We start from the raw sequence: 22996 nt of genomic DNA, 5'->3' as shown, positions 1-22996 counted from the left end.
GGGCACGCGGAACGTGAACCCGGAATCTCGAGATTCCGGATCTGCGCCTGTCGGCGCATCCCGGAATGACGAAGGGATTACTTCTCGTTCGTGAAGATGATCGTGCCTGACGCCGCGAACATGCCGCCGACGCCGTGGCAGACCGAGATCTTCGCGCCCTTGACCTGCGCCGGCGCGATGCCGCGCATCTGGCGCACGCTCTCCTGCAGCGCATACATGCCGTACATGCCCGAATGCATGTAGCTCAAGCCGCCGCCATTGGTGTTGAGCGGCAGCTTGCCGCCGGGACGTGTGTTGCCGTCGGCGATGAACTTGCCGGTCTCCTCATAGGGCATGAAGCCGAGATCGCCGAGGCCGAACAGCGGCAGATGGGCAAAGGCGTCGTAGATCATGAGGTGATCGACATCCCCGTGCGTGATGCCGGCCTCCTTGAACGCCAGGGGGCCTGCGACCTTGAAGGCGCGCGAGGAGTTGAATGTCTCCATCTGGCTGACCATCGGCGTCTCCACGCTCTCGCCGGTGCCGAGGATGTAGACCGGCTTCTGCGGAAAGTCCTTGGCGCGATCCGCTGATGTCAGGATCAGTGCGCCGCCGCCATCGGTGACGAGGCAGCACTGCAGCAGGCGGAACGGATAAGCGATCATCCGCGAGTTCAGGACGTCGGCAACCGTGATCGGCTCCTTCATCGTCGCGCGCGGATTCTTCGCCGCCCATTCGCGCTGCGCCACGGCGACCATGGCGATCTGCTCATGGGTGATGCCGTAGGTCTTCATGAAGCGCAGCACCGGAATCGGGAACATGCTCGGCGGACCGTAGACACCGAACGGCGCCTCGAACTGGCCGTTGAGGCTGTCTGGTGGGGTGAAGCGCGGCTGCTTGCCGATCATCGACTTGCCGCTTTCGGCATGCGTGATCAGCACGGTCTTGCACAGGCCGGCCTCGATCGCCGCCGCGGCGTGGCGGACATGCAGCATGAACGAGCAGCCGCCAACGGACGTGCCGTCGACCCAGGTCGGCTTGATGCCGAGATAATGGCAGACCTGCTGCGGCGTCTCGACGGCGGTGGCGAAGCCGTCGATGTCGGAGAGCTTCAGCCCCGCATCGGCGATGGCATTGAGCGCCGCATCCGCGTGCAACTGGAGCTGCGACATGTTGGGGATGACGCCGAGCTCGGTGGTCTCGGCCGCGCCGACGACGGCAACCTGATTCCTGCGCATCTCTTTAACCCTTCGCCGGACGGAACAAAGGAAGCGTGATCTTGTCGTCGAGTTTCTCGAACGCGACTTCCAGCTTCATGTCGAGCTCGAGCGCTTCCGGCGTCTGCGGGCAGTCGATGATGTTGCTCATCATGCGCGGGCCCTCATCGAGTTCGACCACCGCGATGGCGTAAGGCGGCGTGAAGCCGGGGGCGGCGGGACGGTGATTGATGACGTAGCTGTAGAGCTTGCCCTTGCCGCTGGCCTTGAACACGCTGACCTTGCGCGAGGCGCAGGACGGGCAGAACGGGCGCGGCGGGAAGTAGACATGCGCGCAGCCGTCGCAGCGCTGCAGGCGCAATTCGCCGACCTGCGTGCCATCCCAGAAATGCTGGGTTTCCGGCGTCGGTTTCGGTTTTGCGCGCGCAGCTTCGGCCATTCGGCATCCTCCCTGGATCAGGCCGTCAGGCCTCGTTCAAAAACGTGATGCGACAATTGACTATCCGCCGTCAACGGTCCAGCGTTTGCAATCGCATGGCGGTATTCCGAAGACGAGAGCACGCTTGTATGCCAGCCTGTCTCAGGCAATAGTCCGCCACGCGGCAAATCCGCCGCACCGCGCCTCAAACAACGTTTGACGCAAGATAGAGACCCGAAATCGAAAGCCATGCCTGACAATCCGACCCTTGCCTCACTCGCCGCAGACCTCGAGAGCGGCCGCCTCACGGCCCGCCAACTGGTCGAGCAATGCCTCGCCAAGATCGCCGATCCCGCGGGCGAGGGGCAGCGCGTCTTCATTCACGTCGACAAGGAAGCCGCGCTCCAGGCTGCCGATGCGATGGACCGCCTGCGGAAGGCGAATGCGGCGCCGTCGCCCTTTGCCGGCATTCCGGTTTCGATCAAGGATCTCTTCGACATCAAGGGACAGGTGACCCGCGCTGGCTCCCGCGCACTCGAGGATTCCGCGCCGGCGGAAGCCGACGCGCCTGTGGTGGCGCGGCTTCGCGCGGCCGGCTTCATCGTGATCGGCCGCACCAACATGACCGAATTTGCCTATTCCGGCATCGGCATCAATCCGCATTACGGCACGCCGAAGAGCGCCTACAACCGCAGCGTCGGTCATGTGCCCGGCGGTTCGTCGTCGGGGGCGGCGGTCTCGATCGTCGATGGCATGGCCTTTGGCGCGCTCGGCACCGACACCGGTGGCTCCTGCCGGATCCCTGCGGCCTTCAACGGCATCGTTGGCTACAAGCCGACGCAGCGGCGCATTCCGCTCGACGGCGGCGTGCCGCTGTCGTTCTCGCTCGACAGCTATGGTCCGCTCGCCAATTCGGTGGCCTGCTGCGCAGCGCTCGATGCCGTGCTCGCGAGCGAGCCGCTGCCGGCACTCGCGGCGCGACCGGTGAAGGGCCTGCGGTTCGCGGTGCCGACCACGGTTGCGCTCGATGATCTTGATGATGCCGTGGCAAAAACGTTCGACCGTGCGCTCGCGGCGCTGTCGAAGGCGGGCGCGCTGATCGAGAAGATCGAGGTGCCGGAGTTCCTCGACGTCGGCATCATGAACGCCAAGGGCGGCTTTGCGGCGTCCGAAAGCTATGCCTGGCACCGCTATCTGCTTGCCAGCAAGGGCGACATCTACGATCCCCGCGTCGCCACGCGCATCGCGCGCGGCGAGGGATATCTGGCCGCCGACTACATCGATCTGCTCAATGCGCGAAAGTCTTTCATCGCGCGCACCGAGAAGCGCATCGCGCCCTATGATGCGCTGCTGCTGCCGACCACGGCCAACACGCCGCCGAAGATCGCCGACCTCGCGGACGACAAGGCCTTCACCGCGGAAAACCTGCGCGCGTTGCGCAACTGCACGCTGATCAACGTGCTCGACGGCTGCGCCATCTCGCTGCCGGCCCATCGTGCAGATGATGTGCCGGTTGGCCTGATGGTCGCTGCTGCAGGCGGATCGGATCGCCGTATCTTCGAGATCGCGGCCGCAATGGAGAACATCATCCGTGTATGACCTCACCTTCAACATCGACGACAAGGGCATGGCGACGCCGCTGACGCTCGCCATCGATCAGGCCGTGATCGCCGGCTGGACCGGCCGCGATCCGGTGGCGCGCGACAAGCATATCGCCGAGCTTGAGGCGCTCGGCATCGCGCGGCCGGCGACGACGCCGATCTATTACCGCTGCTCGGCGCGGCGGCTGACTACCGAGGACACGATCGAAGTCTGCGGCGAGGACTCCAGCGGCGAGGTCGAGTTCGTGTTGATCGGCTGGCAGGGCCGCACCTTCGTCGGCTGCGGCTCCGACCACACCGACCGCAAGGTGGAAAGCTACAGCGTCACGGTTTCCAAGCAGATGTGCGACAAGCCGATCGCTTCCGAATTGTGGGAACTGGAAGATGTGATCGACCACTGGGACCAGATGATCCTGCGTTCGTACGCCTGGATCGATGGCAAGCGCGTCCTGTACCAGGAGGGCACGCTCGACGGCATGCTGCCGGTGAAGGACCTGATCGCGCGCGGCTTCGGCGACAAGGGCCTGCCCGACGGCTGCGCCATGTTCGGCGGCACCTTCGCTGCCAAGGGCGGCATCCGCCCGGCCAGCCGGTTCGAGTTCGAGCTGGAGGACCCGGTGCTGAAGCGCACGATCCGCCATGCCTATGACGTGGTGACGCTGCCGGTGCGGGGCTAGATAGCCCCCCAATCGTCATTGCGAGCGCGGCGAAGCGATCCATGCCGCAGGGGCGGAGAGAGGAATTGCTTGGCTACACTCGCAATGACGTTCAATATCGGAAATCGGGTGGTTGATAGTCCGCGCATCTGCCACCACCTCGGGACCAACGCGAGTATCGTGGTTTGACGGCAGACTTATTCGATACCGTTGCCGACCTCCCCGCCCGCGAAGCGATCGCGGAGGGCGCGGTGATCCTGCGCGGATTTGCGCGCCCGCTGGAGCCTGAGCTGATCCCGGCCTTGCGCGAGATCGTCGCGCAGGCACCGTTTCGGCGCATGTTCACGCCCGGCGGTTACCAGATGTCCGTGGCGATGACCAATTGCGGCACGGTCGGCTGGGTCACCGATCGCAGCGGCTATCGCTATGACGGCATCGATCCGGAATCCGGCAAGCCATGGCCGGCGATGCCGCCGGTGCTCGTGCGCCTGGCGCGTGAGGCGGCGGCAGAGGGCGGCTTTGATGATTTTGCGCCGGATGCCTGCCTGGTCAATCGTTACGAGCCGGGCGCAAGGCTGTCGCTGCACCAGGACAAGGACGAGACGGATTTTGCGGCGCCGATCGTATCGGTGTCGCTCGGCCTGCCCGCGATCTTCCTGTTCGGCGGCCCAAAGCGTAGCGACAAGCCGGTGCGGCATCGGCTGACGCATGGCGATGTCGCGGTGTGGGGCGGACCGTCGCGATTGTTCTTCCATGGCGTCGCGCCGCTCGCCGACGGCGAGCACGCGTTGTTCGGCCGCCAGCGGATCAATCTGACCTTTAGAAAGACGCGGTAGCTCGTTTTAGTCGTTCCGGGGCGCGCGTAGCGCGAACCCGGAACCTCGAGATTCCGGGTTCGATGCTGCGCATCGCCCCGGAATGACGGCGTCAAGGTTTCGGCGGATGGATGAACGCCCACGGGCTCACTTCCGAATCCGTCTGCACCTCGATCGCGATCACATACGGCCCGCCATCGGCCAGCGCTTTTTCCAGCGCAGGACGGAAATGATCCGGCGAGGTGACGCGCGCAGCTCCGGCACCAAAGGATTCCGCAAGTCTCACGAAATCGGGATTGACCAGGTCCGACGCCACCACGTGGCCGTCAAAGCGCTCGCGCTGGTCGCGACGCACATTGCCGTAAGAGTTGTTGTTGAACACCAGCGTCACCACGCCGATGCGGAACTGCACGGCGGTGGACAGCTCCTGCACGCCGAACATGAAGCCGCCGTCGCCCGTGATCGCCACCACCGGCCTGTCGGGATTGGCGACCTTGGCGCCGAGCGCGGTCGGAAAACCGGAGCCGAGCGTGCCCTGATAGCCCGAGGTGATGAAGGTGCGCGGCTCGTAGACCGGAAAGCCGTACCAGGAGGCGAAGCCGACCTGCGAGAGCTCATCGGTCACGATCGCATTCGAAGGCAGCACCTCGCGCAGAATCTTCAAATAAGCCATCTGCGGCTGGATGTGCTGGATCTCGCGCGCGGCTGCCGCGGTCGCTTCGCGGATCGCCGCGCGACGGCCGCTGTTCTTGCTATAGCCAGCCTTGCGCACGGCTGCGCGCAACTCGGCGGTGCCGGCCTTGGCATCGCTCACAATGGCCGCATCGGGCGTAAGCCGGCGCATCTCGACGGGATCGATATCGACGCGAATCGATTTGATGCCGTCGGGCTGATACGGCCAGCGGAAACCCGAGGCCGGCAATTCCATGCGGGTGCCGATCCCGATCATCAGGTCGGTGGTCGGCCACAATTTGTAAGCGGCCGCCATGGTCAAACCGAGCTCGTGCGCATTGGAGACGATGCCGCGGCCGCTGCGGAAGGCGACGACGGGCGCATCGATCATGTCGGCAAGCTCGAGGATTTCTTCGCCCGCATCGATCGCGCCGCTGCCGACGAAGACCATCGGCGTCCTGCTCGCCGCGATCAGCGCGGCGGCGGCCTTGATCCTGTCAGGATCCGGCAGTGGCGGGGCAAACGGCTCGAACGGCTTCGATGGACCGACCGCTGCACGCTGGGTGAAAACGTCCCAGGGCATCTCGAGCGACGCCGGGCCGCAGCGGCCCGACAGCATTTCCTGGAACGCGCGCGACACCATCGCCGGTGCCGCGTCGGGATACTCGATGCGATCGGCCCATTTCACGAAGCTGCGCAGCGTCGCGAGTTGGTCCGGCATCTCGTGCAGATGGCCGCGGCCCTTGCCGAGGAAGGCGGTCGGCACCTGCCCTGTGAGGCAGAGCACCGGCTCGTTGCAGCCGAAGGCGGTGAGCAGCGCCGCGCTGGCGTTGAGCACGCCGGGGCCGGGCACCACGCTGAATACGCCGGGACGGCCGCTCGACCGCGCGTAGCCGAAGGCCATGTAGCCGCAGGCCTGCTCGTGGCGGGCGCCAATCACCTTGAGCTGTGCCTGATGGAAGGCGTCGAACAAGCCATAGATCTGCGCGCCGGGCAGGCCGAACACGGTGTCGACGCCGTGGGCGACGAGACCGTTGACGATCGCTTCGCCGCCGGTAATTGAGCTCATCTTGCTGTCCATTGTTTTTACGTTTCGTCGACCACGCCGTTGCGCAAGACGCCGACGCCCTCCGCCTCGATCTCGACGACGTCGCCCGGCTTGAGGTAGCGCGGCGGATCGAACCGTGCGCCGGCGCCCGTCGGCGTGCCCGTGACGATCACGTCGCCGGGAACAAGCGTGGTGAAGGTCGAGATGTAGTTGATGAGATAGCGGAAGCCGAAGATCAACCGTCCGGTGCGATCATCTTGCCGCGTCTCGCCATTGACGCGTGTGGTCAGGCGGATGTCGGCGATCTGCGCCTCGTCCGTGTAGGGAACGATCCAGGGCCCGAGACTGCCGGTGCAGTCGAAATTCTTGCCCTGCGTGACGTTGAACTTGGCGTGTCGCACCCAGTCGCGGATCGTGCCTTCATTGCACAGCGCGATTGCGGCGATGTGATCGAGCGCCGCGCTTTCCGGGATATGCCGCCCGGCCTTGCCGATGACGAGCGCCAGTTCGCCCTCATAATCGAGCTGCGTGGACGCGCGCGGGCGGACCAGCGGCGTGTCGTGCCCGACGAAAGATCGCGGCGTGCGCATGAACATGCTCGGATATTTCGGCGCGTCGCTGCCGTCCTTGTATTCGGCGTTGCGATCCGGATAGTTGACGCCGATGCAGATGATCTTTTCCGGAGCCGGGGTCGGCGGCAGCCAGGTGACGGCGTCGAGCGCATGGTCCGGCGCGCGACGCGCGGCGTCGTCCACGAGACGCATCAGCGCGCCGGCGGCGATCGCCTCGCGCAACGTTGGAAATTCCTTGGCAAAGCGCGCTGAGAGATCGACGATGCCGTTGTCTGTCACGGCGCCATACCGTGTGGCGCCGTCGATCGAATAGGTTGCGAGACGAGGCGGAGACATCGGCTGTTCCGCTCAGTCGGCAATCGTGACGTCGGCGACGAACAGCGGCTCGCGCACCGCCTGGTCAGCAAACGGCGAGCCCTGCTCGAACCAGGAGCGCGGGGCGGGCGCGCCCCACAAGGTCTGCCGCCGCGGGTCCTTCAGCGACCAGCGCAGCGGTTCATGGTCGTGATCGCCAGTGAAGTAATCGCTGGTGTACAGCTCGAGCCGGTGGCCATCGGGATCCCTGACATAGAGGAAGAAAGCATTCGAGATGCCGTGGCGGCCGGGGCCACGCTCCATGTTCTTCAGGAAGCCGCTGGAGGCCATCAGGTCGCAGAGATGCAGGACGTTCATCGCGGTCGGCACCCAATAGGCAAAGTGATGCAGGCGAGGGCCCTTGCCGTTGGTGAAGGCGAGGTCGTGCACATTGCCCTTGCGATGCATCCAGGCCGCGGCGATGCGCCCGTTCGGTCCGTCCTCTTCGCCGTATTCAGTGAGACGAAAACCGAGCCGTGCGTAGAAATCAATAGTGTCCTGCAGCTCGGCGGCGAAGACGTTGAAGTGATCCAGCCGTTGCGGATGGCAGCCTTTGTAGAGGTCGTAACGGCGCAAGAGGTGCGGGCGCTTCTCCATCGTCGCATAGAGCTCGAGCTGGAAGCCGAACGGATCGGAGAACTGCAAGGTGCGGCCATGGAACGGCTGGTCGACGAAGCGATAATCGACGCCGTGCTCGGAGAAGAACGCGGCCGCTTTGTCGAGATCGGCATCATTGCCGACCTTGAAGCCGAGCCGGCTGCAGGCTGCTGCCTGCGCCTTGCGCAGCACCAGCGAATGATGCTGATGCTCCTCGGAGCCGCGCAGATACACCGCCTTGTCGTCGGCGTCCTCGACATGCAGCCCGACGGTGGTCTCATAGAATGCGCGGCTGGCGTCGAGGTCCGTCACGTCGAGCACGACATGGCTGCAGCGGATGATGTTGAACGGCGGGTCAAAGACGTGCTGCGGAACAGGCATCGATGTTTCCCTGCTTGGGCGTCATTCCGGGGCGGTGCGAAGCATCGAACCCGGAATCTCGAGATTCCGGGTTCAGCCCTGCGGGCCGCCCCGGAATGACGGTGGTCGTTACACTCCCAGTCTCTGTATCTTGTGCGTCCCGCGCGCCAGCGAGACGTGCTTGGTTTCCATGTAGAAGTCGAACGAATAATCGCCGCCGTCGCGGCCGATGCCGGATGATTTCATGCCGCCGAACGGCGTCGGCAAATGCCGGACGTTTTCCGAATTGAGCCAGATCATGCCGGCTTCGAGCGCATCCGCCACCCGCAGCGCGCGGCCCATGTCGCCGGTCCAGACGTAGCCGGTGAGGCCATACTGCACGCCGTTGGCGATCTCGACCGCAGCGGTTTCGTCGCGGAACGGGATGACGGTGAGGAACGGCCCGAACACCTCCTCCTGCGCCACCCGCATCTTGGAATGCGCGCCGGTGACGAGCGTCGGCTGCACGTAGTGCCCGCCGCCGGGACCGTCATGCGGCCTGCCGCCGACCGCGATCGTCGCGCCTTCCTGTCGCGCCACGTCGAAATAGGAGCAGACCTTCGCCAGATGCCGCTCATGGATCAGCGGCCCGATCTCGGTTGCGGGATCGAGCGGATGGCCCACCTTCAGCGCCTTCACCCGCGCGGAGAGCTTCTCGACGAACTGCTCCGCAATGCTCTCCTGCACCAGCAGCCGGCTCGAGGAGGTGCAGCGCTCGCCGTTCAGCGAGTAGATCATGAAGACGACGGCATCGAGCGCACGCTCGAGATCGGCGTCCTCGAATACGATCACCGGGTTCTTGCCGCCGAGCTCGAAATGCACGCGTTTCAGCGTCGGCGCGCCCTGCGCCATGATTGCCGAGCCCGTCGCGCTCTCGCCGACAAAGCCGATCGCCTTGATCGCGGGATGCTCGGTCAGCGCCTTCCCGGCCTCCTCACCGAAACCGTGCACGGTATTGAGCACGCCGTCAGGGACGCCGGCTTGCTTCACCAGCTTCGCCAGGAGATCGGCGGTGACCGGCGACCACTCCGCGGGCTTGTGCACCACCGTGCAGCCGGCGGCGAGCGCGGGCGCGATCTTCCAGGTCGACAGCATGAACGGCGTGTTCCACGGCGTGATCACGCCGACCGGGCCGATCGGCACGCGCGTGGAAACGTTCCAGTGCTCGTCGCTCGGCGTGTTGAGGCCGTCGCGAGCCTCGGCGCATTTGTCGGCGAAGAAGCGGAAATTCTCGGCGGCGCGGATCGCGGCTTTCGCCATGAAGCGATGCGTCTGACCGGTGTCGATGCATTCGAGCACGGCGATATCGTCGGCGTGATCCTCGATCGCGTCGGCCACGCGGTGCAACAGCTTGCGCCGCATCGAGGCCGACATCTCGCGCCAGGATTTGAAGGCGAGGGCGGCCGCGGTCGCGGCGCGATCGATGTCCTCGGCATTGCCGCGCGCGACGGTTGCCAGCACGGCACCGTCGATCGGCGACTTCGTCTCGAACCTTTCGCCCGAGATCGACGCCACGATCTTGCCCTCGATCATATGGCCGATGCCGTCGGCCCTCAGCCTTGCCAGCAATGGCGCGGCGCGGTCGCGATTGGCCTGGAACACATCTGATTTTGGCGCCGCTTTATCCATGGACAGCCTCCACCTTCAGCGCATCGTGGATGTTGTTGCGTTTCCAGCTCGTCTCCTTGTCGTTGATCTGCATGTCGAACGACAGCGCGAATTTGCTGCTGGCGAATACCGGATCGAGATAAGTCGATAGCGCCTTGAAGATGTCTTCGCCCGCTCTCTTGCGGGTCGCCAGATCGCGGCCTTCGCCGAGCCGCAGCACCATGTCGAGGAAGCCGTAATCCTTCCGGCCGTCGGCGATCGCGTAGTGCTCGCACCTGATGGCGCGAACGCGGATGCCGCCGAGCGGGAAGATGCCGGTCTCGATCGCTGCCTTGCGCACAAGTTCGACGACCTCGCCGATATCGAGGCGGGAATCCAGATTGGCCGAATATTCGATGGTGAAATGCGGCATCGCGGATCGCTCGCTTCTGGTGCACTGGAATGATTAACATGTTAAATGGATCGGCGTAAATTGATTTGCGGCGTTGTTGCGCCGCAAAAGATTGGCCAAGAGATTGGCGATGGCTCGTAAGAAATCATCATTGAACGGTTCACGGTCGCGCGCGGCGACAGGGATGGGGCGGCGCGCGCCGATGCGCGAATTCTCCCGTTCGCTGCCGATGTCGCTGCTCCGCGCGCGCGAGGCCGTGATGCGGCAGTTCCGTCCATCTTTGCGCCATCATGGGTTGACCGAGCAGCAATGGCGCATCCTGCGCGCGCTCAGCTCGGTGGAGTCGATCGAGGTCACCGAACTCGCGCGGCTTGCCTTCCTGCTCGGGCCGAGCCTGTCGCGCATCCTGCGCGGCCTCGAGGCGCGCGGCCTGATCGAGCGCCGTTCGGCGGAGGTGGACCTGCGCCGCGCCGTGGTGTCGATCTCGTCGAAAGGATTGAAGCTGATCGAAGCGGTCGCGCCGACGTCGGAAGCGATCTACGCCGCCATTACAAAACGTTACGGCTCACGCAAGCTTGCTGAACTGCAGGCGATGCTGGGAGCGCTCGAAGAAAGCCTTGCCGGCCTGTCAGGCGCGGGCGCGGAAGCCGTCGAGGCAGACGAGTAAATGCAAATTTGCATGATGATATGCGTCAGGACGCATAGCTCGCTATCCTGCACATCGTTTGAGCACAAAGGAATATTGGCAAGTTCGCGGAATCTGCCGGAATAGTCACGATCTCGTCGGCATTGATCTTTCTTGATGCGCACGAATGACAATGCATCTCCATCGTTAGTCGAAAACACCGCAATATCAATTTACTCTGACACGGAGAGTCCGTAAGTACGCAGCCGGTTCGCGCCCCGTTAGGGATCGCCAACAGCAAGAAGGGCCGACGAAGACGCCCGGCCTCAGGGAGAAACTGATGAAACTGACGAGACGCGATTTCGCGGCCGGTATCGTCGCCGGCCTTGCTGCGCCCCACATTGTTACGAGCGCGAGAGCGCAGGGCGCCACGATCAAGATCGGCATGTGCGCGCCGGTGACCGGTCCCGCCGCCGAATCCGGTCGTTACGCCATTCAGGGCGCCAAGCTTGCACTCGAAGCCGTCAACAAGGCCGGCGGCATCCTCGGAAAGCAGGCCGAACTGATCATCGAGGACGATCAGACCACCAATCCCGGCATCGTGCTGGCCTTCTCCAAGCTGGCCGCGCAATCCGACATCGTCGGCTTCCTCGGCTCGATCCGGTCCACTCAAGTGCACGCCATGGCGCCCGACGTGCTCAAGCTTGGCAAGCCCGTGATGATCGGGGGAACTGATCCGAACCTCACTCACATGGGCAATCCGTGGCTGTTTCGTTTCCGTCCGAACGACAGCTATTCCGGGCGCGTCATCGCCGAGTATGGCGTCAACACGCTCGGCAAGAAGAAGTGGGCCGTGCTGCATTCGACCGACGCGTTTGGCACCGCAGGCGGCAAGGCTCTGACCGCCGCGCTGGAAAAGCTCGGTTCCCCGCCCGTGCTCGACCAGGGCTATGCCAACCAGAGCCAGGATTTCACCCCGGTCGTGCTCGCCATCAAGCAGTCCGGCGCCGACATCCTCGGTTCCTACTTCACCTTCGAAAACGACCTCGGCATCTTTGCGCGGCAGTTGCGCCAGCTCGGCGTCAACATTCCCTGGGTCGGCTCGCCGTCGATCGTCAATATCACCGCGCTAAAACTCGCCGGGCCTGCGCTGTACAACACCTATGGCGTCGCGGACTACGCGGAAGATTCCAGCGAGGCTTCCAAGGCGTTCGGCAAGCTCTATCGTGATGCGGTCAAGGTCGCGCCGGATAACCAGAGCTCCTGGCCATATGACGCGGTCACCGTGCTGTCGGCGGCGATCAACAAGGCCGGCTCGACCGACCCTGCGAAAATCCGCGAGGCGATCCTGTCGATCAAGAAATTCCCCGGCGCCGAAGGCGAGTATAATTTCGACCAGAACGGCGACGGTTTGCACGGCTACAACATCGTGAAGAACGACAAGGGCAAGATCGTTTTCGACAAGCACATTGAATTCAACGATTGATCACGTTTTCGGCCTCTTCGTTCTCCACGAAGAGGCCGAAAACCTTTCGGCGAATTCTCTGGTTCCTCCTAACCGAAGCTTGTCATGGATCTCGTCCTTCAACTGCTGTTTACCGGCATCGGCATCGGCGCCGTGTATGCGCTGGTCGCGCTTGGTTTCGTGCTGATCTTCCGCGCCACCAATGTGGTGAATTTCGCCCAAGGCGAATTCTCCATGGTCGCCGCCTATCTGATGGTGGTGTTCTCAGTCGATCTCGGCTGGCCCTACTGGCTGTCGTTCCTGATCGCGCTCGGCGGGATGGCGCTGCTCGGCGTCATCTTCAATCTCGGTGTCTATTATCCGCTGCGCCACCGCACCTTCCTGCCTGTCATCATCGCGACCATCGGCGCCTCGATCCTGCTCTCGAATTCGGTGCTGGCGATCTACGGTCCGCAGCCGCAGGTGCTGCAGGGATGGTTCGATACGCCCGGCATCCAGCTTGGCCCTGTCTATCTCGATAGCCAATACCTGCTGATCATCGCGGTCACGATCGCGCTGGTGTTCTTCAACTACTGGTTCTTCGAAAAGACGCTGCTCGGCAAGAAGCTGCAGGCGACCTCACAGGACAAGGAAATGGCCTCGCTGCTCGGCATTTCCGTCTCCACCATGATCATGATCACCTTCATCTATTCCGCCGTGCTCGGCGGCCTGGCCGGCATCCTGGTCGCGCCGGTGCTGTTCGTCTCGATCCAGATGGGCTCGACGATTGCGCTGAAGGCGTTCGCGGCCACCATCATCGGCGGCTTCGGCGATGTCGCCGGCGCCATCATCGGCGGGCTCGCGCTCGGCGTGATCGAGACCTTCGGCGCCGCGTACATCTCGGTTCCCTACAAGGACGGCTTCGCCTTCCTGGTCCTGGTCGCCTTCCTGATCTTCCGGCCGCAGGGCATCTTCGGCGAACGCGTGGCGGAGAAAGCATGAGCGCCCCCAGCGACAACATGCCGATCCCGGCACCCGCCGTCCGCTCGAAACCGCTTCTGATCCGCCATCTGCCATACTTCATCGGCGCGGCGATCCTGGTGGCGCTGGCCGCGGGATTGCGGTTCGACGGCTACGTCCTCAACATCCTGCTGCAGGCGACGACGTTCTCGATCGCGGTGTTCGGCCTGTCGGTCGTGCTCGGCCTGTGCGGCCAGATCAACCTGGCGCAGGCGGCCTTCTTCGGGCTCGGCGCCTATGCGGTCGGCCTCGGCACCACTGACCTGCATCTCAGCTTCTGGCTCTGCCTCGTCGGCGGCTGCGTGATCGCGCTGCTTGCCGGCGCGTTCCTGGGCATGTCGACGCTGCGGCTCGGCGGGCATTACCTCGCGATGGTGACGATCTCCTTTCAACAGATCGTCACGCTGGTCATGATCAACGCGATCTGGCTGACGCGCGGGCCTGACGGTGTCCCCAATATCCGTCGTCCCGAGCTGTTTCAGACCTCGCAGAGCTATCTCGCCTTCTGCGTCGCCATGCTCGCGATCGTCGGCTATTTGGTCTGGCATCTCTCCGACACCAAGCTCGGCCGCGCGATGCGGGCCGTGCGCGACAACGAGCTCGCGGCCGGCGTCAACGGCATCGACGTGTTCCGTACCAAGATCTACGCCTTCGCGCTCTGTGCGCTGCTCGGCGGTCTCGCAGGCGGCCTATTTGCCGGCGGCTTCGCCTATGTCAGCCCCGATCAATTCTCGTTTGCGGAATCGATCGTGTTCCTGACGATGTCGCTGCTCGGCGGCGTCGCATCGCCGATCGGCTCGGCGATCGGCACCGGGCTCTTGATCCTGATCCCGGAATGGCTGCGCTTCCTCAAGAGCGTGCCCGGGCTTTATCTGGCCATCTACGGCCTGTTCGTGATCCTGATCATCCGCTTCATGCCCGACGGCATCTGGGGCTTCGTCGCCGATGCCTTCAACCGCTGGCGCGCGCACACCAAGGCGCCGCCTGCGGCGGCTCCATTGGAGCTGAAGCCCGCGACCGTCGGCGGCGAATACGTGCTGGAGGTCACCGGCCTGTCGAAACATTTCGGCGGCCTGAAAGCCGTCGATGGCGTCGACATCGCGGTAAAACGCGGCGGAGTCCACGCGCTGATCGGGCCGAACGGCTCCGGCAAGACCACGACGCTCAACGTGCTGTCCGGCCTCTACGAGGCAACCTCGGGCAGGATCGTGCTCGACGGCACCGACATCACCCACATGCCGCCGCATCGGCGCACGGCTGCGGGTCTCGGGCGCACGTTCCAGAACATCCGCCTGTTCCGTTCGATGACGGCGCTTGAGAATGTCGAGATCGGCGCCGAGCGGCCCGGCAACACCATGATCGGGAAGGGCGAGGACGCGCTGACCGAACGCGCGATGGAGGCACTGAATTTCGTCGGCCTCGGCAACCGCGCCAACGAGCTGATCTCGAGCTTCTCCTACGGCCACCAGCGCCTGATCGAGATTGCGCGCGCGCTCGCCGCCAATCCGACGCTGCTGTTGCTGGACGAGCCAGCCGCGGGCTTGAACTCGACCGAGAAGCTCGAACTGCATGAGCTGCTCAAGCGCATCGCGGCGCAGGGCCTGACCATCCTGATCATCGATCATGACATGACGCTGGTCTCTGAGGCTGCCCAGCACATCACCGTGCTCAATTTCGGTCGCCGCATCGCGGACGGCGAATCCATGGCCGTGCTGCGCCATCCCGATGTCGTCTCCGCCTATCTCGGGAGCGAATGATGCCGCTGCTGGAAATCCGCAATCTCGTGGTCCGCTACGGCGAGATCGAAGCGCTGCGCGGCGTCACCATCGCCGTCGAGGCGGGGCAGGTGGTGACCTTGCTCGGCGCGAACGGCGCCGGCAAATCCACCACGCTCCGTGCAATCTCGGGCCTCGCCAAGCCTGCATCCGGCGAGATCCTGTTCGATGGCGAGTCGATCGCCGGCCTCGGGCCGGAAGCGATCGTCCGGCTCGGCATCTCGCATGTGCCGGAGGGCAGGCGCGTATTCCCGGGCCTGACGGTCAAGGAAAACATCATGCTCGGCGCGTCGAACCGGAAGGCTTCGGCAGCGCAGATCTCGCGCGAGGCAGACGCGATGTTCGACCTGTTCCCTGATATCCGCGCCTTCGCCGATGCGCTGGGCTGGACGCTATCCGGCGGCCAGTTGCAGATGGTTGCGGTGGCCCGCGGCTTAATGGCGAAGCCGCGGCTGCTGCTGCTGGACGAGCCGTCGCTGGGCCTTGCGCCGGTCATCGTGCAGGCGGTGTTCCGCATCATTTCGCAGATCAGGAAAGACACCACGGTCTTGCTTGTTGAGCAAAATGCGCGCATGGGACTTTCAGTCGCTGATCACGGTTTCGTCCTGGAAACGGGGCGGATCGTGCTTGGCGGCAAGCCCGACGAATTGTGGGGCAACGAGGCCATCGCCGCGGCCTATCTCGGCGGTCACGCCAAGGCCAGCGCTTAAAGCAGCGTGATCCGGAGAAGATCGCGCTCAAACCAACGAAGCGAGCGACATATCCATGGTTACGATCAAGGTCGATAATCTCATTGATTTCGTCGGTGAGGTTTTTTCGCATGCCGACTCCTCGTCCGAGGAAGCCCGTCGCATTGCGACATATTTGACGACCGCCAATCTCACCGGCCACGACAGCCACGGCGTCATCCGCGTGCCCGTCTATATCAGGTGGAAGAAGATGGGCTCGGTGGTCCCGAACCAGACCCCCGAAATCCTGATCGATACGCCCTCGCTTGCCGTCGTCGACGGCAAGTTCGGCTACGGACAGACGGTCGCGCCGGTTGCGGTCAAGCTCGGCATCGAAAAGTGCAAGAAGGCAGGGCTCGCTGCGGTTGCGCTGCGCAACGCCGGCCATATCGGGCGCATCGGTGACTGGGCGGAAATGGCCGCCGCCGAAGGTCTGGTGTCTGTGCATTTCGTCAACGCTGCGGGCTCGCTGCTGGTCGCGCCGTTCGGCGGCGTCGAGAAGCGGCTGTCGACCGCGCCTTATTGCGTCGGCATTCCGCGCCAGGGCCAGGACCCGATCGTGCTCGATTTCGCCACCTCGATCGTTGCCGAGGGCAAGGTCCTGGTCGCAAGCCGCGGTGGCAAGAAATTGCCCGTTGGTGCGCTGGTCGATTCCGACGGTACCTTGAGCGAAGATCCGCACGTGCTCTACGGCCCCTATACTCCGGACGGTCAGCGCGATCACACCAAGGGCACCGGCGCGATCCGCGCCTTCGGCGAGCACAAGGGCTCGGGGCTCGCGTTCATCTGCGAGCTGCTCGGCGGCGCCCTGTCCGGAACCGGCGCGACTGCGCCGGACCGGCGCTTCGCCAACGGCATGCTGGCCTTCTACATCGATCCGAAGGTGATCGATCCCGCCAATTTCTTCGACGGCGAAATCTCCCGCTATGTGGATTTCATCCGCGAGACCAAGCCGATTGCGGGTACCGATAAAGTCCTGATCCCGGGCGACCCCGAAAGAAAGACCCGCGCCGAGCGCACCAAAAATGGCATCCCCTTGCCTGATGACACCTGGGCGGCGATAGTGAACACCGCGCGCGAAGTCGGCGTGAGCGAAGTCAGCATCCAGCGGGCAACCAGCTAACGAGCCCCGTTATTGCGAGCGGAGCGAAGCAATCCACATCGCCAGAAGTGGAAGTATGGATTGCTTCGTCGCTATCGCTCCTCGCAATGACGGACGGCCATGACGGTGAGAGCAAGGGAAGGAAAGCAAAGTGGCAAATAACAAGGTCAAGCAAGTCTGGGCGTCGGGCAAGGCGGTGGTCAACGCGTGGCTGGCGATCCCGTCCGGCTTTTCGGCCGAAGTGATCGCGCAATGCGGTTTCGACAGCGTCACTGTCGACCTGCAGCATGGCGTGCAGGACTATCTTTCCATGGTGCAATGCTTCCAGGCGATGAACGGCCACCCGGTCACGCCAATGGTGCGCGTGCCCTGGAACGAGCCCGGGATCATCGGCAAGGTGCTCGACGGCGGCGCCTACGGCGTGATCTGCCCGATGGTCAATACACCCCAGGAAGCCAAGAACCTCGTCTCCTATGCCAAGTATCCGCCGAAGGGTACCCGCTCCAACGGTCCGATCCGCTCCGGCATGTATGGCTCCGCAGGTACCTATCAGCAGACCGCCAACGACGAGATCGTGCTGCTGCCGATGATGGAAACCAGGACCGCGGTCGAGAACATGGAAGCGATCCTCGACGTCGAAGGCATCGACGGCGTCTATATCGGTCCGTCCGATCTCGGCTTCTCCTACGGTCTGGTGCCGAAGCTTGACCGCGACGAGCCGGAGATCCTCAAGATCTACGAGAAGATCGTCAAGGAATGCGGCAAGCGCGGCCTCAATCCCGGCATCCACTGCAGTGGCGCCGAAGGCGCGGTGCGCGCGATCAACATGGGTTTCAAGCTCGTCACGCTGTCGAACGAGAGCGGCTTGATGATGACCTACGCCAAGATGCAGGTGAACCAGACCCGCAAGGAGTCTGGCGGAAAAGCGTGACGCTCTCTCTTCTCCCTCTCCCCGCGCTTCGCGGGGAGAGATGAACGTCCAACAAGGAGACCCTCCATGGCCCCGGCACCCGTGATCCGTCTGCATCCCGATGACAGCGTGCTGATCGCGCGCGCGAGCTTGCCGCCGGGGCTCGAGGTCGCCAGCGGTGTCGTCACCGTCGATCGCATTCCGGCGGGCCACAAGGTCGCGATCAAGCCGATCGCGGAAGGTGAGCCGATCAAGCGCTACGGCCAGATCATCGGCTTCGCCACCGCGCCGATCGCGCCGGGCCAGCACGTCCACACCCAGAATTGCGGCATGGGCGATTTCGCCAAGGACTATGCCTATGGCGTCGACGTCAAGCCGGTGCCAAATTTCGATCTGCCGGCGACGTTCGAGGGCATCCGCCGTCCCGATGGTCGCGTCGCGACCCGCAACTATATCGGCATCCTCACTTCGGTGAATTGCAGCGCTCATGTCGCGAGCCTCGTCGCCGACGTCTTCAAGAAAAATCCGTTCACCGGCGACAATCCGCTGGCCGATTTTCCGAATGTCGACGGCGTGGTCGCGCTCACCCACAAGACCGGCTGCGGCATGACGCAGGACGAGCCGCTGGCGCTGCTTCGCCGCACGCTCGGCGGCTATGCGCGGCACGCGAATTTCTCCGCCGTGATCGTGCTCGGCCTCGGCTGCGAAGTGAACCAGATCGGCGGCCTGATGCAGGAGCAGAAACTCGCCGGCCGCCTGCGCGCGATGGACATCCAGGAAGTCGGCGGCACCCGCAAGACCGTGGAGGCCGGCGTCGCCTTCGTGCGCGAAGCACTCGCGGACGCCAACAAGGTCAAGCGCGAGAAGGTCGCAGCGAGCGAACTCACGGTCGCTCTTCAGTGCGGCGGCTCCGACGGCTATTCCGGTGTCTCCGCCAATCCCGCGCTTGGCGCCGCCAGCGATCTGCTGGTGCGGCACGGTGGCACCGTGATCCTCTCTGAAACGCCGGAGACCTACGGGGCCGAACATCTGTTGACGCGCCGCGCCGTCAGCCGCGAGGTCGGCGAGAAGCTGGTCGGCCTGATGCGCTGGTGGGAAGAATATACCCAGCGCGAAGGCGCCGAGATGAACGCCAATCCGAGTCCCGGCAACAAGGCCGGCGGCCTCACCACCATTCTCGAAAAGTCGCTCGGCGCGATGGCGAAGGCCGGCAGCACCAATCTCGTTGACGTTTTGCACTACGCCGAGCCGGTGACGAAGCGCGGCTTCGTGTTCATGGATACGCCCGGTTACGACCCGGTCGCGGCGACCGGGCAGGTGGCGGGCGGCGCCAATCTGGTCTGCTTCACCACCGGCCGCGGCAGCGTGTTCGGCTGCAAGCCCGCGCCCTCGATCAAGCTCGCCACCAACACGCCCATGTACAAGCGCATGGAAGACGACATGGACGTCAACTGCGGCACCATTCTCGACGGCGAAGAGAGCGTGCAGGAATGCGGCCAGCGCATCTTCGAATTGATGCTGAAGACCGCATCCGGCCAGCCCACCAAGAGCGAAAGCTTCGATTTCGGCGGCGCCGAGTTCGCGCCGTGGGTGTTAGGGGCGACGATGTGAGAGGCAAACGTCATTCCGGGGCGATGCGAAGCATCGAACCCGGAATCTCGAGATTCCGGGTCTGGTCCTGCGGACCATCCCGGAATGACAGCGAAGCCGCATCTCCGATAGGCACCCGTGCCCGTTGTTAGTGCTTGCTGTCGGCGGGAACCAGTGTTCTGCTTAAAAAAGCTGCTGGAGTCCGCCGTCCGTGTCGATCTTCGTCGCACTGCATCATGTCACGCATTACAAGTACGACCGACCGATCGACCTCGGGCCCCAGACCATTCGCCTGCGTCCGGCGCCGCATACGCGCACGCCGATCCTGAGCTACTCGCTCAAGGTCACGCCGGCCAATCACTTCGTGAACTGGCAGCAGGATCCGCAGGGCAATTGGCTGGCGCGGCTGGTGTTCCCGGAGAAGGCGACCGAGCTCAAGATCGAAGTCGATTTCACGGCGCAGATGACCGTGATCAATCCGTTCGATTTCTTCGTCGAGTCCTACGCCACCTCCTATCCATTCCAGTACACCAACGATCTCAGGAACGAACTCGCGCCTTATCTCGCAACCGTCGAGCCCGGACCGCTGCTGGCAGCTTACCTGAAGGAGATTCCGCGCGAGGCCGACAGCACCGTCAATTTTTTGGTCGACCTCAACGCGAGGCTGCAGACGAAAATACGCTACCTCATCCGCATGGAGCCGGGCGTGCAGACGCCGGAGGAGACGCTAGCCGCCGGCGCCGGCTCCTGTCGTGACTCGGCATGGCTGCTGATCCAGATCCTGCGCCATCTCGGTTTCGCCGCACGCTTCGTCTCCGGCTACCTGATCCAGCTTCGTCCCGATATCGATCCGGTGGAGGGGCCGCGCGAAGTCGAGAACGATTTCACCGATCTGCATGCCTGGGCCGAAGTCTATCTGCCCGGTGCGGGGTGGATCGGCTTCGATGTCACCTCGGGCATGCTGACGGGCGAGGGGCACATTCCCGTCGCGGCCACGCCGCACTACCGCTCGGCCGCGCCGATCTCCGGCACCGCCGGCTTCGCCAATGTCGATTTCGCCTTCGAGATGAGCGTCAAGCGCATCCGCGAGGCGCCGCGGATCACGCGGCCGTTCTCCGATGAATCCTGGGCGCGGCTCGACGCGCTCGGTGAGCAGGTCGATGCCGATCTGAAGACGGAAGACGTGCGGCTCACCATGGGCGGCGAACCCACCTTCGTCTCGGTCGATGATCTCGAGGCGCCGGAATGGAATATCGCCGCCGTCGGTCCGACCAAGCGTGCGCTCGCCGATGATCTGATCCGCCGCCTGCGTGATCGCTTTGCGCCCGGTGGCTTGCTGCATTATGGCCAGGGCAAATGGTATCCGGGCGAAAGCCTGCCGCGCTGGGCCTTCGGCCTCTACTGGCGCAAGGACGGCGTGCCGATCTGGAAGAACGCCGATCTGATCGCGAAGATCGAGAACCCGCACAAGGCCGAGATCAAGGACGCCAAGCACTTCGCCGAAACCATGGCGCAGAAACTCGGGCTTGCGGCCGACCACGTCATTCCGGCCTTCGAGGATCCGGCGTACTGGCTGCAGCGCGAAGGCGCGCTTCCCGCCAATGTCAGCCCCGAGAACTCAAAACTGTCCGATCCCGAAGAACGCTCGCGCCTGGCGCGGGTGTTCGACCAGGGACTAACGACAGCAAAAGGATATGTGCTGCCGATCCAGCGCTTCAGTCCGCTCGCCGGGGTGCGCGGACGCTGGCGCAGCGAGCACTGGAAGCTTCGTCGCAGCCATCTGTTCCTGTCGCCGGGCGATTCTCCGCTCGGCCTGCGGCTCCCGATCTCCTCGCTCGAATACATCCCGCCCGAGGATTATCCCTACATCATCGAGACCGATCCGATGGCGCCGCGCGACGCCTTGCCGGATTTCGATGAGGAATTGAAGCGCCTGCTGAAGGACCTCCCGGAGCCGCCGCCGGTGCGCACGGCGATGTCGATCGAAATCCGCGACGGCACGCTCTGCGCCTTTATGCCGCCTGTCGAGAAGGCGGAAGACTATCTCGAACTGGTGACGGCGATCGAGGCGACCGCCGAAGAGCTGCAACTGCCAGTGCATGTCGAGGGCTATGCCCCGCCGTTCGATCCCCGCATCGAGGTCATCAAGGTCACGCCCGATCCCGGCGTGATCGAGATCAACATCCAGCCGGCGCAGAGCTGGCGCGAGGCAGTCGACATCACCTTCGGCCTCTACGAGGACGCCGCAAAGGTGCGGCTCGGCGCCAACCGTTTCCTGATCGATGGTCGTCACACCGGCACCGGCGGCGGCAACCACGTTGTGGTCGGCGGCAGCAACCCGGAGGATTCGCCGTTCCTGCGCCGCCCCGACCTGCTGAAGAGCCTCGTGCTCTATTGGCAGCGGCATCCGTCGCTGTCCTATCTGTTCTCCGGCATGTTCATCGGTCCGACCAGCCAGGCGCCACGCATCGACGAGGCGCGCCATGACGGACTCTATGAACTCGAGATCGCACTCGCCCATGTGCCGCCGGCGGGCGTCGAGGCGCCGCTGTGGCTGGCGGACCGGCTGTTCCGGCACATCCTGGTCGACATCACCGGCAACACCCATCGCGCCGAGATCTGCATCGACAAGCTCTATTCGCCCGATGGTCCGACCGGCCGGCTCGGCCTGGTCGAATTCCGCGCGCTCGAAATGCCGCCCGATCCCAGGATGTCGCTGGCGCAGCAGCTCCTGATCCGCGCGCTGATCGCAAAGCTGTGGCGCGAGCCGCAGCACGGCAAATTCGTGCGCTGGGGTACGACGCTGCATGATCGCTTCATGCTGCCGCATTTCCTCTGGGAAGACTTTTTGGACGTCCTCGCCGACCTCAGGCGATCGGGCTACGATTTCTCCCCGGAATGGTACACGGCGCAGCTCGAATTCCGCTTTCCCATGTTCGGCCATGTCCATCATGGCGGCGTCGCGCTGGAATTGCGGCAGGCGCTCGAGCCGTGGCACGTGCTGGGCGAGGAGGGGTCGGCCGGAGGCACCGTCCGCTATGTCGATTCCTCGGTCGAGCGGCTGCAGGTCAAGGCGTCAGGCTTTGTCGAGGGCCGTCACGTCATCACCTGCAACGGCCGGCGCATGCCGATGACGGGGACCGGACGCTCGGGAGAGGCGGTCGCGGGCGTCCGCTTCAAGGCCTGGCAGCCGGCGTCCGGCCTGCATCCGACCATCCCGGTGCACGCGCCGCTGACCTTTGACCTGATCGACACCTGGAACGGCCGCTCGCTCGGCGGCTGCGTCTATCATGTCGCCCATCCCGGCGGCCGCAATTACGAAACCAAGCCGGTCAATTCCTATGAGGCCGAGGCGCGGCGGCTGGCCCGTTTCCAGGACCACGGCCACACCCCAGGCCGGATCGAGCCGCCGCCGGAAGAACGCACAATTGAATTCCCGTTGACCCTCGACTTGCGGACGCCGCTCCTGCATTGA

19 protein-coding genes are annotated in these 22996 nt (G+C 64.2%); 12 read left to right on the top strand and 7 right to left on the bottom strand.

The features are described from left to right. Window positions 1-77: 77 nt before the first annotated feature. Window positions 78-1217, bottom strand: a complete 1140-nt coding sequence (locus I6F35_RS25930; protein WP_225120497.1) for a thiolase — start codon at window positions 1215-1217, stop codon at window positions 78-80. Window positions 1218-1221: 4 nt separating this feature from the next. Beyond that, window positions 1222-1635, bottom strand: a complete 414-nt coding sequence (locus I6F35_RS25925) for a Zn-ribbon domain-containing OB-fold protein (RefSeq protein WP_225120496.1) — start codon at window positions 1633-1635, stop codon at window positions 1222-1224. Between the two features lie 228 nt (window positions 1636-1863). Here I6F35_RS25925 and I6F35_RS25920 point away from each other — a divergent pair, with 228 nt between their 5' ends. The 3 genes from I6F35_RS25920 (at window position 1864) to alkB (ending at window position 4707) form a co-directional block, all read left to right on the top strand. After that, window positions 1864-3213 carry an amidase gene (locus tag I6F35_RS25920; protein WP_225120495.1) on the top strand — a complete coding sequence of 450 codons (1350 nt, stop codon included), beginning with the start codon at window positions 1864-1866 and terminating at the stop codon, window positions 3211-3213. Then, window positions 3206-3892, top strand: a complete 687-nt coding sequence (locus tag I6F35_RS25915) for a DUF2848 domain-containing protein (RefSeq protein ID WP_225120494.1) — start codon at window positions 3206-3208, stop codon at window positions 3890-3892. The genes I6F35_RS25920 and I6F35_RS25915 overlap by 8 nt, the downstream gene beginning before the upstream one ends. A 164-nt stretch (window positions 3893-4056) precedes the next feature. Beyond that, on the top strand, window positions 4057-4707 hold the full coding sequence (gene alkB / locus I6F35_RS25910; protein WP_225120493.1) for a DNA oxidative demethylase AlkB: 651 nt from the start codon (window positions 4057-4059) through the stop codon (window positions 4705-4707). Between the two features lie 91 nt (window positions 4708-4798). Here alkB and I6F35_RS25905 read toward each other — a convergent pair whose 3' ends face one another. From I6F35_RS25905 to I6F35_RS25885, 5 genes are all read right to left on the bottom strand, one after another. Then, on the bottom strand, window positions 4799-6427 hold the full coding sequence (locus tag I6F35_RS25905) for a thiamine pyrophosphate-dependent enzyme (protein ID WP_225120492.1): 1629 nt from the start codon (window positions 6425-6427) through the stop codon (window positions 4799-4801). A 17-nt stretch (window positions 6428-6444) separates the two neighbouring features. Continuing rightward, the gene (locus I6F35_RS25900; RefSeq protein WP_225120491.1) at window positions 6445-7314 is read right to left on the bottom strand and encodes a fumarylacetoacetate hydrolase family protein; all 870 of its coding nucleotides are present in this window, start codon (window positions 7312-7314) and stop codon (window positions 6445-6447) included. Between the two features lie 12 nt (window positions 7315-7326). Further along, window positions 7327-8310: a 3,4-dihydroxyphenylacetate 2,3-dioxygenase gene (gene hpaD, locus I6F35_RS25895; protein ID WP_225120490.1), complete on the bottom strand. Its 984-nt coding sequence runs from the start codon at window positions 8308-8310 to the stop codon at window positions 7327-7329. Window positions 8311-8418: 108 nt separating this feature from the next. After that, window positions 8419-9957, bottom strand: a complete 1539-nt coding sequence (gene hpaE, locus I6F35_RS25890) for a 5-carboxymethyl-2-hydroxymuconate semialdehyde dehydrogenase (protein ID WP_225120489.1) — start codon at window positions 9955-9957, stop codon at window positions 8419-8421. After that, complete coding sequence (locus I6F35_RS25885) at window positions 9950-10348, bottom strand: 5-carboxymethyl-2-hydroxymuconate Delta-isomerase (protein WP_225120488.1); 399 nt, start codon at window positions 10346-10348, stop codon at window positions 9950-9952. The genes hpaE and I6F35_RS25885 overlap by 8 nt, the downstream gene beginning before the upstream one ends. Window positions 10349-10511: 163 nt before the next feature. Here I6F35_RS25885 and hpaR point away from each other — a divergent pair, with 163 nt between their 5' ends. The 9 genes from hpaR to I6F35_RS25840 all read left to right on the top strand — a co-directional run bounded on the left by hpaR (window position 10512) and on the right by I6F35_RS25840 (window position 22996). Beyond that, window positions 10512-10994 (top strand): homoprotocatechuate degradation operon regulator HpaR, encoded by a 483-nt coding sequence (hpaR, locus tag I6F35_RS25880; RefSeq protein ID WP_225120573.1) that lies wholly within the window; start codon window positions 10512-10514, stop codon window positions 10992-10994. 298 nt (window positions 10995-11292) lie between these two features. After that, the gene (locus tag I6F35_RS25875) at window positions 11293-12438 is read left to right on the top strand and encodes an ABC transporter substrate-binding protein (RefSeq protein WP_225120487.1); all 1146 of its coding nucleotides are present in this window, start codon (window positions 11293-11295) and stop codon (window positions 12436-12438) included. A gap of 84 nt (window positions 12439-12522) precedes the next feature. Continuing rightward, window positions 12523-13398, top strand: a complete 876-nt coding sequence (locus I6F35_RS25870; protein WP_130224354.1) for a branched-chain amino acid ABC transporter permease — start codon at window positions 12523-12525, stop codon at window positions 13396-13398. Further along, window positions 13395-15173, top strand: coding sequence for a branched-chain amino acid ABC transporter ATP-binding protein/permease (locus I6F35_RS25865; protein WP_225120486.1), 1779 nt, complete (start codon window positions 13395-13397; stop codon window positions 15171-15173). The genes I6F35_RS25870 and I6F35_RS25865 overlap by 4 nt, the downstream gene beginning before the upstream one ends. After that, the gene (locus I6F35_RS25860; protein WP_225120485.1) at window positions 15173-15901 is read left to right on the top strand and encodes an ABC transporter ATP-binding protein; all 729 of its coding nucleotides are present in this window, start codon (window positions 15173-15175) and stop codon (window positions 15899-15901) included. The genes I6F35_RS25865 and I6F35_RS25860 overlap by 1 nt, the downstream gene beginning before the upstream one ends. A 55-nt stretch (window positions 15902-15956) precedes the next feature. Next, window positions 15957-17042, top strand: a complete 1086-nt coding sequence (locus I6F35_RS25855; protein ID WP_225120484.1) for a malate/lactate/ureidoglycolate dehydrogenase — start codon at window positions 15957-15959, stop codon at window positions 17040-17042. A 130-nt stretch (window positions 17043-17172) separates the two neighbouring features. Continuing rightward, window positions 17173-17952, top strand: coding sequence for an aldolase/citrate lyase family protein (locus I6F35_RS25850; RefSeq protein ID WP_225120483.1), 780 nt, complete (start codon window positions 17173-17175; stop codon window positions 17950-17952). 66 nt (window positions 17953-18018) lie between these two features. Continuing rightward, the gene (locus tag I6F35_RS25845) at window positions 18019-19542 is read left to right on the top strand and encodes an altronate dehydratase family protein (protein ID WP_225120482.1); all 1524 of its coding nucleotides are present in this window, start codon (window positions 18019-18021) and stop codon (window positions 19540-19542) included. Between the two features lie 190 nt (window positions 19543-19732). Next, window positions 19733-22996, top strand: a complete 3264-nt coding sequence (locus tag I6F35_RS25840) for a transglutaminase family protein (RefSeq protein WP_225120481.1) — start codon at window positions 19733-19735, stop codon at window positions 22994-22996.

This window comes from Bradyrhizobium sp. BRP22, from assembly GCF_020194175.1.
GTDB lineage: Bacteria > Pseudomonadota > Alphaproteobacteria > Rhizobiales > Xanthobacteraceae > Bradyrhizobium.
The sequence above is the reverse complement of the archived record's forward strand: the minus strand, read 5'-3'. Positions and strand labels throughout refer to the sequence as shown.

Excerpts from the sequence above, each read along its gene's own strand:
- I6F35_RS25930 (WP_225120497.1), bottom strand. The coding sequence starts at position 1,217 with ATGCGCAGGAATCAGGTTGCCGTCGTCGGCGCGGCCGAGACCACCGAG.
- I6F35_RS25925 (WP_225120496.1), bottom strand. The coding sequence starts at position 1,635 with ATGGCCGAAGCTGCGCGCGCAAAACCGAAACCGACGCCGGAAACCCAG.
- I6F35_RS25920 (WP_225120495.1), top strand. The coding sequence starts at position 1,864 with ATGCCTGACAATCCGACCCTTGCCTCACTCGCCGCAGACCTCGAGAGC.
- I6F35_RS25905 (WP_225120492.1), bottom strand. The coding sequence starts at position 6,427 with ATGAGCTCAATTACCGGCGGCGAAGCGATCGTCAACGGTCTCGTCGCC.
- I6F35_RS25900 (WP_225120491.1), bottom strand. The coding sequence starts at position 7,314 with ATGTCTCCGCCTCGTCTCGCAACCTATTCGATCGACGGCGCCACACGG.
- hpaD (WP_225120490.1), bottom strand. The coding sequence starts at position 8,310 with ATGCCTGTTCCGCAGCACGTCTTTGACCCGCCGTTCAACATCATCCGC.
- hpaE (WP_225120489.1), bottom strand. The coding sequence starts at position 9,957 with ATGGATAAAGCGGCGCCAAAATCAGATGTGTTCCAGGCCAATCGCGAC.
- I6F35_RS25885 (WP_225120488.1), bottom strand. The coding sequence starts at position 10,348 with ATGCCGCATTTCACCATCGAATATTCGGCCAATCTGGATTCCCGCCTC.
- hpaR (WP_225120573.1), top strand. The coding sequence starts at position 10,512 with ATGGGGCGGCGCGCGCCGATGCGCGAATTCTCCCGTTCGCTGCCGATG.
- I6F35_RS25875 (WP_225120487.1), top strand. The coding sequence starts at position 11,293 with ATGAAACTGACGAGACGCGATTTCGCGGCCGGTATCGTCGCCGGCCTT.
- I6F35_RS25870 (WP_130224354.1), top strand. The coding sequence starts at position 12,523 with ATGGATCTCGTCCTTCAACTGCTGTTTACCGGCATCGGCATCGGCGCC.
- I6F35_RS25865 (WP_225120486.1), top strand. The coding sequence starts at position 13,395 with ATGAGCGCCCCCAGCGACAACATGCCGATCCCGGCACCCGCCGTCCGC.
- I6F35_RS25860 (WP_225120485.1), top strand. The coding sequence starts at position 15,173 with ATGCCGCTGCTGGAAATCCGCAATCTCGTGGTCCGCTACGGCGAGATC.
- I6F35_RS25855 (WP_225120484.1), top strand. The coding sequence starts at position 15,957 with ATGGTTACGATCAAGGTCGATAATCTCATTGATTTCGTCGGTGAGGTT.
- I6F35_RS25845 (WP_225120482.1), top strand. The coding sequence starts at position 18,019 with ATGGCCCCGGCACCCGTGATCCGTCTGCATCCCGATGACAGCGTGCTG.